Annotated in this window: 5 protein-coding genes; all 5 read left to right on the forward strand. The window is 32.6% G+C overall.

The window, feature by feature from the left end; all coding sequences use genetic code 11:
* The 5 genes from Q0678_RS09915 to Q0678_RS09935 all read left to right on the forward strand — a co-directional run bounded on the left by Q0678_RS09915 (position 1) and on the right by Q0678_RS09935 (position 12,705).
* A complete protein-coding gene (locus Q0678_RS09915; RefSeq protein ID WP_299057321.1) occupies positions 1-1,137 on the forward strand; it encodes a glycoside hydrolase family 88 protein in 1,137 nt (378 codons plus the stop codon).
* Between the two features lie 142 nt (positions 1,138-1,279).
* Positions 1,280-3,466 (forward strand): beta-xylosidase, encoded by a 2,187-nt coding sequence (locus Q0678_RS09920; protein ID WP_299057323.1) that lies wholly within the window; start codon positions 1,280-1,282, stop codon positions 3,464-3,466.
* 213 nt (positions 3,467-3,679) lie between these two features.
* A complete protein-coding gene (locus tag Q0678_RS09925) occupies positions 3,680-7,057 on the forward strand; it encodes a T9SS type A sorting domain-containing protein (RefSeq protein ID WP_299057326.1) in 3,378 nt (1,125 codons plus the stop codon).
* A gap of 85 nt (positions 7,058-7,142) precedes the next feature.
* The gene (locus tag Q0678_RS09930; RefSeq protein ID WP_299057328.1) at positions 7,143-10,613 is read left to right on the forward strand and encodes a glycosyl hydrolase; all 3,471 of its coding nucleotides are present in this window, start codon (positions 7,143-7,145) and stop codon (positions 10,611-10,613) included.
* Positions 10,614-10,707: 94 nt separating this feature from the next.
* Positions 10,708-12,705 (forward strand): RICIN domain-containing protein, encoded by a 1,998-nt coding sequence (locus Q0678_RS09935; RefSeq protein ID WP_299057330.1) that lies wholly within the window; start codon positions 10,708-10,710, stop codon positions 12,703-12,705.
* Positions 12,706-12,732 lie beyond the last annotated feature (27 nt).

Below are 12,732 nucleotides of genomic sequence, written 5' to 3' on the forward strand. Positions count from 1 at the left end.
ATGAAAAAATCACTTTTAACATTATTGTCGGTTGTTCTCACGCTTTTTAGTTGTTCAGTTTCACAACAAACAACTGCTCAGAAATCTTTAGATTTAGACAATAGAGCCATTGAAAAATCGATGATTAAAGCCCTAGAATGGCAAGAAGCACATCCTATTTTTGCAATTGCACCAACAGATTGGACTGCAGGGGCTTATTATACAGGTGTTGCAAGAGCCCATAAGACAACCAAAAACATGATGTATATGGCAGCTCTAAAAAACCAAGCGGTTTGGAATAAATGGGAAACTTATAAACGCCTGCACCATGCAGATGATGTAGCCATTTCTTATAGTTATTTATATGTGGCAATGAATGAAAATAGAAGAAATTTTGCTGATTTAGAGCCAACAAAAAAATTCTTAGACACTCATTTGTACGAAGATAATAATTGGAAAGCTGGTAAAGATAAAAGTCACGAAGCAAAAACAATTTTATGGTGGTGGTGTGACGCCTTGTTTATGGCGCCTCCGGTAATTAACCTGTATGCAAAGTATGCTAAAGAGCCTAAATACCTAGAAGCAATGCATACTTATTATATGGAAGCTTATAATAGATTGTATGACAAAGAAGAAAACTTATTTGCAAGAGATATGCGTTTTGTTTGGCAAGGAGATGGCAAAGAAAGAAAAGAACCAAACGGTAAAAAAGTGTTCTGGTCTAGAGGAAATGGATGGGTAATTGGTGGTTTGGCCTTACTTTTAGAAGATATGCCTAAAGACTATAAACATAGAGATTTTTATGTGAATTTATATAAGGAAATGGCAGCAAGAATTTTAGAAATTCAGCCAGAAGATGGGTTGTGGAGAACAAGTTTATTGAGTCCAGAATCTTACAATCATGGAGAAGTTAGTGGAAGTGGTTTTTATACCTTTGCTTTAACTTGGGGTATTAACAATGGTTTGTTAGATAAAAAACATACACCAGCAGTTAAAAAAGCATGGAATGCATTAGCGGCGTGCCAACATGAAGATGGTAGAGTAGGTTGGGTACAAAATATTGGTGCTTTTCCAGAACCTGCATCTGCAGATAGCTGGCAAAACTTTGGTACTGGAGCATTTTTAATGGCAGGTAGCGAGATTTTGAAGTTGAAGTAAAACATCGATTTTAATCAGAATAATTTAAAAGTCGAGGATTCAATCCTCGATTTTTTTTTACGAGCTAATTATATCAGGATAAGACAGGATGGAGCTTTTTCTATATAAAAGTACTTTTATAAACAAATCAATATAATAAAGAATGAAAAATACGATAGGAAAAAGAATAGCTTTCTTAGTTTTTTTGGTAAGTCTATTCGTTGGATGTACCTCTGAAAATCAAACTTCACCAAAGAGTGAAAAAGATCAAAAAATAGCAGAAAAAGTATCAGACTTAATCAATAAGATGACTTTGGATGAGAAAATTGCTGAAATGACGCAAGATGCTCCTGCAAATGATCGATTAGGAATTCCATATATGAAGTATGCAGAAGCATTGCATGGGGTTTGGCTTGTACTAGATTATTATGGAAATACAACAGCATATCCACAGGCGATTGCTGTTGCTTCTACTTGGCAGCCCGAATTGGTTAAAAAAATGGCATCACAAACAGCGCTAGAAGCAAGAACTTTAGGAGTTACACATACTTATTCGCCTAATTTAGATGTAATTTCTGGCGATCCAAGATATGGTAGAGTAGAAGAATCTTATGGAGAAGATCCTTACTTGGTATCTAGAATGGGTGTTGCATTTATTCAAGGTTTACAAGGTATGGGTGATGAACGATTTGATGAAAACCATGTGATTGCAACAGCAAAACATTTTATAGGGTATCCAGAAAATAGACGTGGTATTAATGGTGGTTTTAGCGATATGTCTGAACGTCGTTTAAGAGAAGTTTATTTACCACCTTTTGAAGCTGCTATAAAAGAAGCAAAAGTAGGTGCTATCATGCCAGGACATCAAGATTATAATGGAGTTCCAAATCACATGAATACTTGGTTACTAAAAGATGTTTTACGAGATGAATTAGGTTTTGATGGTTTTATTGTTTCAGATAATAATGATGTTGCTCGATTAGGAACCATGCATTTTATTGCCGAGACTAGAACAGAATCAGCTATTTTAGGTCTAAAAGCTGGTGTAGATATGGACTTGGTTATTGGAAAGAATGAGAAGTTAGCAGCCTATAATTCTAAAGTACTGAAAGATACTGTAACAAAGAATCCAAAATTATTAAAATATATTGACAAAGCAACATCTCGTATTTTAACCGCAAAATATCAATTGGGTTTATTTGATACAGCACCAAAAGAAATAGATACTAAAACAATAAATGCTGGTAGAAAGGAACATCAAGATTTTTCTTATGAAATGGCAAAAAAAGCAATTATTTTATTAAAGAATGAAAATAATGTTTTGCCTTTAGACCTCTCTAATATAAAGTCGTTAGCAGTTATTGGCCCAAATGCTCATGAAGAAAGACCAGCAAAGGGAACCTATTCTTTGTTAGGAGGTTATTCAGGATTGCCACCATTTTATGTTTCGGCATTAGATGGTATTAAAGCTAAAGTTGGCGATAAAGTAAAAATTAATTACGCAAAAGGTTGCGATTTGTTAAGCAATTCTAAAAAAGGATTTCCTGCAGCAATTGCAGCAGCAAAAAAGTCGGATGCTGTAATTTTAGTAATTGGTGGCTCTAGAAAAACAGGTGGAGAAGGCGTAGATAGAGCAGATTTAGATTTATATGGTGTACAAAAAGAATTGGTAAAAGCAATTCATAAAACAGGTAAGCCAGTAGTCGCTGTTTTAATAAATGGTAGACCATTATCAATCAATTATGTAGCAGAAAATATCCCTTCAATTTTAGAAACGTGGTATTTAGGTATGCGTTCTGGAGATGCTATTGCAGATGCTATTTTTGGTGATGTAAATCCAGGAGGAAAATTAACAGTTTCTTTTCCAAGATCTGTAGGGCAAGTTCCAGTAACTTATTTACAGCGTCCAGATTTTATTGGATCAGGAAAAGGGCAGTTTAAAGATGCAGATAAATCGCCTTTATTTCCTTTCGGATTTGGTTTAAGTTATACCACATTTAAATACGGCACTCCTAAATTTAAAAACGCTAGTATTTCTATTGATGAAAGTACAACAGTTTCAGTTGATGTTACAAACACAGGAGAGAGAGCTGGAGATGAAGTAGTACAAATGTATGTAAGAGACGATTTTGCTTCTGTTGGGCGTTATAACAAAATGTTAAAAGGTTTTGAACGCATTTCGTTACAACCAGGAGAAACCAAAACTGTTACTTTTAAATTAGGATTTGATGAGTTAAATATTTTAAATCAACAAATGAAAAAAGTGGTAGAGCCAGGTACTTTTACTATTTCTGTGGGAGCATCTTCACAAGAAAAAGATTTAAAGAAAGCTATTCTTCGTGTAAAATAGTTTCCTTTTGTAATATAAGAGCCTCATATTATAAAATAATATGAGGCTTTTTAATGGTGTCATTTTTAATATATTAGTAAACAATTTTATGCATGAACTTTATTAATATAAAGAAGAACATTTATTTATCGAATGTTTCAGTACAGTACAGGATAAATTACTTTTTAAAATAGATTAATATTAAAGATTGTATTTCTTTTAATATATTTTAAAATGATAAAAAAACTTTGCATCGCTTTTTTAATTTTTGGGTTTTCAAAACCAATAAAAGCACAACTTTTTAACCAAGACTTTAGTGCTTCATCATCAGTTGAAGAGTATGTAAGTTCATCTCCAAGTAAAAGTAAATTTAACGGAATTTCTATAAATGGAACTAATTTTACAACTAGCATAACGAATGGTGCCTTGCGTTTTAACAGAACTGGCACAGGTACAATGTATGCTTATAAAAACATTGCTTTTGAAACAAAACCCGAATTTGTTCAGTTAAAATTCGATTTTGAAGCTACAAATCACGAGTTAAATAAAAATAATGTTTTTGCAATTTTTGTGGGATCAACCTTTACAAGTGCTTCTGCTGGTAGTTCGTCTAATTACGCAAGTAGATTTGGAATTAGCACCAGAGGAAACCAAGGTGAGTTTAGAGTTTCTTCTATAGATAATATTGGAGGTGCTCCAAGTTCTGCTACTTTTTCAGGAAAACAAACTATTACTTTTATTGTAAATAGTAAAGAAACAGCCCAAACGTATACAGCTCCAAATAGTATTTCAGAAAGTGTAGCTAATGGTAAAATGGATGTTTGGATTGGGCAGACTAAAGTTATAGAAAACTTTTCTTTGAAAAATACAGATTCGCCAAAAGGAGCTATTACAGGTTTTAAAATCCAAGCAACTTCAAGCACAGGAACAGGTGTGTTTGATTTTGATAATATAGAAATGTTAGATTTATTAAATGAATCTGCGCAAGTATCTTCTAGTCAATCTTTATTACATCCACATATTTGGGTTTCTCCATCAGATAAACAAAGTATTTTAGATAATATTTCAAATCATACTTGGGCAAGTAGCTTGTTTAATCAATTAAAACAACGTCAAGCCTCAATATTAACAACACATGCAAATAATCCCTCAGCAGAAATAAATTTAATTCCTGCTATTCCTGGAGATAGAACCGTGCACAGAACTCGATTAAATATAGGTGTTGAATGTGCAATGTTATACTATTTAACAGAAGATGAAAGATATGCCCAAATAGCAGCAGATATTTTGCATCAATATGTAAAAATGATTAGCACCAAAGATCCGTTAACTTTTCAGTTTTATACCCCAAGTTTTAATCATTTAATTCCGCCCAGAGAATTATTTCCAAGAGTTGCAATAATGTACGATTTTGTGCAGCCTTTTATCTCAAATTCAGGAAAAACAGTGTACGATTTAGGTTTAAACACACAAGTAGCTTTTAATTTTGAAACTTCTCAAAAAGCGTTTGAAGTGATGACAAATAACGTTTTAAAAGTTGGTGGTGTAAATTCTAATCATTCAGTTTTAGAACTTCCTGGTGCTTTATATAGCGTACTGTGTATGGAAGTTGATATAACAAGAGAAATTTTCTTTAATAAATTATGGAATGGAGATGCTAAGCAAGACGGAATCACATGGATGCTAAATAGATTTAGTGACCAAGATCGTTTATGGCCAGAATCTGTTGGTTATGGAAAGTTTACACACGCACTTTTTATTCAATTAATGAATATTATAGATCGTTACAAACCAGATTTAAATCTAGTTGAAAACAATCAAGATATTATAGAAAGCATATTTACATACGAGAATTTTTTATATCCAAATGGAGCAACAATGGCTTATGGAGATATCGGAAGAAGTTTTACAGAGCACGATCCTATTTTTAGAAGCGTTTTAGCAATAGCAGACAGAAAAAATTATGCAGAGTTAAAAGATAAAGCTTTAACTACTTTGCAGAAAATTTACAAAGAAGATGGTGGTTACAATCCAATAATAGAAAACCAAAGATTAGAATGGAACAATCCATTACAATTGTTATGGGGCGTTCATATTCCTGCTTCTGTAAGTGATGCTGGAGCTCCAAAATACGGAACAGAAAAAGCAACACATGCTGGTGTTGTAATGCAAAGAAATTATACTGGTGTAGATGATAAACAAAATGGATTGATGTATTATACAGGAGGTGGAACTTATGTGCATGCACATGCTTCTGGCTTAGATTTAGAAATTTATGGAGCAGGTTATGTTATTGGACCAGATTACGGAAATGATTCTTATGGTTCTGATATTCACGAACAATATGCAGTTTCTTATGCAGCACATAATACAATTATCGTAAACGGAACTTCTGGCAGAGGTGCAAAAACTAATGGAAATGGCACATGGCAAAACATTGTAGATCCTATTGTTTTACAAGCTGTAGAACCCAAGCCGTATGAAAATCCGATTGCTACAAATTTTAGTTTTTCTACCCAGTTTTTAGATGATACTATAAATGATGTTAAACAACAGAGGACCAATAGTATTATTAGAACCAGTGCTACATCTGGCTATTATGTAGACGTTTTCAGGTCTAAATCGAATACAAACAATAATTTTCACGATTATTTATTTCACGGTTTAGGAGATCAGATGCAAATAAAAACAGGAGACAACCTTTTGAATTTAACAGCTTCTCCTACCAGATATCAAAATGATGTTGGAGATGACAGAAAACAACCAGGTTGGAGATGGTTTGCAGATGCAAAAACATCAACAGAAACCAGTGATGCCATAACTGCAAGATTCGATTTGCAAGTTACAAACGCTTATTTACACGTAGCTGTTCCTGCAGGAATTGATAAAGAATACAGTACAGCTTTAGCACCACCAACAAAAGAAGTAAGCAATGGTTATGATCAAAAAGATACCCAAATGTTTATTATGCGTAAATATGGAGGAGCTTGGAATCAGCCTTTTATTGCAATTTATGAACCTTCTTCAAATGTAGAAAGCACTATAAAATCTACAGAAAATATTACAGAAAATAATAAAGTGGTGGGTGTAAAAGTGACTTCTAGTGTAAATGGACAAGAAATAATAGATTATGTTTTATCTAATGATGCTGATAATGTTTCTGTTAATTTAACTGATTTAAATATTGCCTTTACAGGGAGATTTGCAGTAGTTAGAACCATTTCTAAAACAAATACAACCGATGTTTCTATGTATATTGGAAAAGGAACTGAGCTTACTTTTTTAGACAAAACTATCAATGGAGATATGGATGGGAAAGCATTTTCTGAATTTAGTTTGGGGTATTCTTTATCCGTTTTAGAAAACAAACTTTCAAAAAACATTACTTTTTATCCAAATCCAGTAAAAGACAGTTTACAAATACAAGTATCAAAATCTTTGGAGAATTTAGCCATAAAGGTATATACTATTCAAGGAAAAATCATAGAATCAAACATAGAAAAAGTAACAAACGGAACTATTAATCTTGATTTTAATTCCCTTTCTAAAGGCGTTTACTTTATCAAATTAAATATGGATAAGCCTGTTTTTTTGAAATTTATTAAAAATTGACAAATTTTAAAATATTCATTTTATCATATCCTTAAACAAATAATATTTCAATAAAATTATTAAAATCATTATTAAATCACTCAAAATGAAATATAGCAAACTATTTTTTTATTCAATAATTTATTTTTTGATAAGTTGTAATTCATCAGAAAATAAAAATTCTAAAGAAGAAAAATCACCAACTATTAAAGAGTTAAGTATTGGTTTTAAAAACCCAACAAAAGAATATCACCCAGAAACTTGGTTTCATTTAAACGGTAATAATATTAGCAAAGAAGGTTTAAAATTAGATCTACAGGCTGTTAAAGATGCAGGCATACAAGGTATTCATTTGTTTAACAAAGCAGGAAGATCTTATCCAAACGTAAAACCAATTAAAATTTTATCTCCAGAATGGGAAGATATGATTCGTTTTGCAGCAGACGAATGCAAGCGATTGGGTTTGAAATTTACCATGCAAAATTGTCCTGGTTGGTCTATGACAGGTGGTCCTTGGGTTCCTGTAGAAGAAGCGCAAAGAGAAATGGTAGAAACGGTCTATCATATTTCTGGTAACCAACAATTCAATGAAGTTTTAGAAATCGATTCTTTATATCATACACCAGATTATAATTACAAAGAGGTACAAGTGTTGGCTTTTCCTACAATTGAAGGAGATAATTTAGCACCTTTTAATCCATCTAAAATAGAAACAAACAATAGTTTAGTGCCTTGGGAAGCTATTTTTAACCCCAATTCTAAACTTACTGTAACACGTAAAACAACGCAATTAGACAAACCTTTAAAAAATTACAGAAAACAAGGGATTTCTATAATCAATCATAAAGAAACTTTTGTTAAAACTACGTTTGATCAAGAGGTTACAATACGTTCAATTGTTTTGCCACAGTCTCGTCACATGATTTTGAATTTTGAATATCCAAGGGTAGATGCTGCTATTAAAGTTGAAGCTTTTGTAAATGGGAAATTATCAGAAATTACCACTTTAAATTTGCCAGATGCTAATTGGAATGACAGACGTAAGCATTTAACTTTGGCAATTCCAGAGACAACAGCTAAAGAATTTGTGTTTACTTTTAAAGGCAAACACGCTATTGCTCCAGAATTCATTCGACTAAGTGCAAAACCAAAATTACACAATCACGAAGCAAAAGCTGGTAAAGTCTTAAGACGTCTAGAAAAAGGGGTGAATACCACTTTTTCAGAAAACACTATTATAAAATCAGAAACTATTTTAAATATTACTGATAAATTGTCTGCTGATGGAAAATTAAGTTGGAACGTTCCAGAAGGAAATTGGACAATCATTAGGTTTGGACATATAAATATGCGTCTAAAAAACAAACCAGCAGTTCCAGAAGCCACAGGTTGGGAATCTAGTAAGTTAGATAAAGTTACGATAGAAAATCATTTAAAAAACGGAATGATTGGAGATTTGATTAAAGATGGTGGCCCAATAGGAGATGGAAAATTACATGGCTTATTAATTGATAGTTGGGAAAGTCACGTGCCAACTATGACAATGAATTCTGAAGATTTATTTAAAGAGTTTAAAAATCGAAGAGGTTATTCTATGAAAAACTATTTGCCAGCAACCATGGGTTATGTTGTAGAAAGTACAGAAATAACTACAAAGTTTTTAAGAGATCTACGTCAAACCATGGATGATATTTTTATAGATAATTTCTTTAAACATTTTGCAACAGTAGCCAATGAAATGGGTGCAGATGTTTATACAGAAGGAGCAGGAGGAGAAGTGTTGCCGATAGATCCAATGCGTTATTATGGTGTTAGCGATATTCCAATGACAGAATTTTGGTATCCTAAATCTCCATCAGCGCAAAATGAATATGCAAAACCAATTTATAATGCGGCATCTGCGGTTCATTTGTATAACAAACCAAAATTAGCTGCAGAAGCCTGTACACAAGTAGGCGTAAAATGGAATGAACATCCGTTTTCTGTAAAATATTTAATTGATTATAACTTTACTAAAGGAGTAAATCATTTGGTTTTTCATACGTTTTCTCACACACCTCAAACAGATGTTTTTCCAGGGTCTAGTTTTGGTGGTAATATTGGTTTTCCGTTGGTAAGGCAACAAACTTGGTGGAAATATATGTCTGATTGGACAGCATATTTAACCAGAAATCAATATGTATTGCAACAAGGCGAATATGTTGCAGATGTATTAAGATATTATGGAGATCATTTTGATAGACCGCCTTTTGATTTAGATGCCTTTCCTAAAGGATATAAATTCGACTATTTAAACCAAGAAATCTTACAAGAAAAATTAAGTGTAAATGAGGGTAAAATTCATGTTGAAAATGGAGGAGATTACAGGGTTATTACTCTAAGAGATTCTGAGAGTATGATGTTATCAACTCTAAAAAAAATTAAAGAATTGGTTTTAAATGGAGCTGTAGTTTTAGGAGATAAACCGAAAGATTCTCCAAGTTTAATGGATGATACACAAGACTTACAAGAGTTATTAGCTATTTCAGACGAGTTATGGGGAACAACTAAGGCGGGTTTAAAAGAGGTAGGAAAAGGGCGCGTATATTGGGGTAAAACACTTGATGAAGTTCTAGAAGCAGAGAAAATTACAAAAGATGTAATTGTTCCAGAAAATTTAAATATAAATTGGATTCACAGAGAAACCCAAGATGCACATATTTATTTTGTAGCGTCTAAAGATGAAAACCCAGTTGATGTTTCTTTAAGTTTTAGAATAAATAATCTAGCTCCTCAAATTTGGGATGCCTTTACAGGAAATCAGCAAGAAGCCAAAGTTTGGAAGTTAGAAAATAATAGAACTAATGTAGTTATTTCATTGCCTTCAAATGGAAGTAAAATTATTGTGTTTTCTAAAAGTGATTCTAAAGCATTGGCATCTAAAGTTTCGCATAATAACAATGTTATTTTAGACACAAAAACAGGGTGGTATCAAATTCATAAAACAAATGACTTTCCAAAATTATCGTTTCAAGGAAATCAATTAATTGCTTCAGATTCTGGAGAATATTCGTTTCATCAAAATGAAAAAGAAATTAAAAAAATAGTTTCTGTGAATGAAATGTTACTTCAAAATAATTGGAAATTATCTTTTGATAAAGGTTGGGATACTCCAGAGTCAATTCAAATTGATGCATTAAAATCGTTAACTGAATTAGAAAATAATGCTGTAAAACACTATTCAGGCACAACCACGTATTCTAAAACAGTTGAAGTAATAGAAACAGGTAAAACAACCATTTTAGAATTAGGTGAAGTTGCCAATATTGCAGAAGTATGGTGTAATGGGATTAAAATAGGGGTAAAATGGGCTCCTCCTTTTCAGTTTGATGTAACTGAGGCCATTCAAAAAGGAAAAAATAACTTAGAAATAAAAGTTACAAATACTTGGAGAAATCAATTAATTTTTGATAATAAGAGGCCAAAAGATGCTAAAAAAACATGGACAACAGCGGGTCCAAAAAAGAACGAAACAGAATTGGAAAAAGCGGGATTAATTGGCCCTGTTATTTTAAAAGCTACTTTATTGTTAAAATAGATGTTAAAATAGTTGTGTTTCAGGATAGTTCAGGATACTTTCGCTAAAGACATAACATAGATTTACCTTTAAACCTATTACAAATTTAGCAATTATGAAAAAAAGTACTTTTACCTCACTATTAATTTTCTGTTTTACATTTTTTTCTGTTTTTATAGCAGCGCAAGATGCACCTCCATCAGATGGTGTTTTTAGGTTACAAAATGTGGAGACAGGTAAATTTTTAACTGATTCTGGGGTTAGTGCTACAGCTGTTTCTATGACAGATTTAGATGAAGAAACACCAAGTACACATTTTAAATTTGTAGAAAGTGGGTCTTTTTATAATATAGATAGTCAAATCTTAGGAATATTACGTGCGCCAGGAGCTGGTGGTCCAGTAGGAGCATATGTGGTTGTTAGTACAACTAAAGCTTCGCCAGCTTCTGATCCTGACAAAACTTGGACAATTTCTCATAACACAACAGATGATACTTACAGATTTGGTTCTAGAACTACAGGTAGGTTTATGTATCATGATGCTAATGGAACTGTAACCCATGCTGTAGTTGCAGATACTGATGATAGAAGTAATTGGAAACTTATTCCTTATGTGCAAACTCCAGTTGTAGTCGCTTCAGACGAAGATACAAGTACAGATTTTAATTGTCCGTCATCAGGTGAATTTCAAAACGATAGCACAAGAAATGTAGATATCGTAAATTCTGTTAATGTAGGTACTGCAGATGATAGAAGTTGTTATTCAGATTACTCAGAAAGTGAAGTTAATGGAAAAACTTGGGGTGTTTATAATATTACAGCAGGTTCTAATCATTGGGATGGAGCTTCATTACAGCCAAGAATAGAACGCTCTTTACCTAGATCTAGTGAAACCGGTGTGGGTAGTTTTGCAAAATTTACAGGAACTTTTAGAATTCTTGAAGTAGGAGATGTTTCTGGGAATGGTAGTGGAAGTGCTGATGGTAGTTATTTAATACAAGCAAAAGGAAAGCATACCGGAGGTGGTGGTTCTCCGGATCCAGCAATTTGTTTGTTTCTAGCGAAGCCAATCTATGGAGATGGTATTAATGCAGGTAAACAGGTAGCTTTTAATATTTATGCAGAACGTATATTAGAAAGAGGAGGAGAAGGAAGTGGTAGAGAAATAGTGTTATTAAAGACAGTAAGTAAAAATGAAGAAGTTGATTTTGAGTTAGAAGTAGGCTTTAGAGAAGATCCTAACGATGCTACAAAAAAAATTCATTATTGTGATGCCGTAATTGGGGGAGAAGCTTTTGATTATAACATTCCAGAACCAGATAGAGGTATAGAATCTGGTATTAGATATGGAGCCTATAGAGTTAGGGGAGGTAGAGCTCAATTTAGATGGGCAAATACAACCTATCAGAAGGTAGAAGTAGTAGATAATAATACTGCAGAACCATCTGATGATATTTTTAGATTACGAAATGTAGCTACAGGTAAATTTTTAACAGATGCAGGAACAGGTGCTGCACCTGTTTCGATGACAGATTCGGGTGAAGCAACAAACACACACTGGACTTTAGTACAAAGTGGATCTTATTATAACATAGATAGTGAAACATTTGGAATATTACGTGCTATAGGTGATGGTTCTGTGGTAAGTACCTCAAAAGCTTCTCCAGCTGCAGATACAGATAAAGTATGGACCATACATGAAACAGGAACAGAAAATATATTTAGATTCGAAGCGAGAAATAATGCAAGATATTTATATCATGAAGAAGATGGAGATGTTACTAATATTGCAGCCAATGAAACAGATACAAGAAGTCATTGGGAAGCTATACCAACAAGCGTATCTTTAAGTGTTGATGAGAATCAGGTTGCTTTATCTTCAATAAAAACATATCCTAATCCGGCAAAAAATAATTTTAAAATTCAGTTAAATAATATTCAAAATGCTTCCATAGGTATTTATGATGTTCTAGGAAAAAAGATGTATCAGAAAACGAATGTAAAAGAAAGCATAGAAATTATCAATAATAATAAATTTAAAGCCGGAATTTATTTAATAAAAGTTATTGATAACAATCAAAAAGTATACTTTAAAAAACTGATTATAAACTAAGAGTATCACATTTCTTAAAACATAAAA

The sequence above is a fragment of the uncultured Polaribacter sp. genome, from assembly GCF_947497125.1.
Lineage (GTDB): Bacteria > Bacteroidota > Bacteroidia > Flavobacteriales > Flavobacteriaceae > Polaribacter.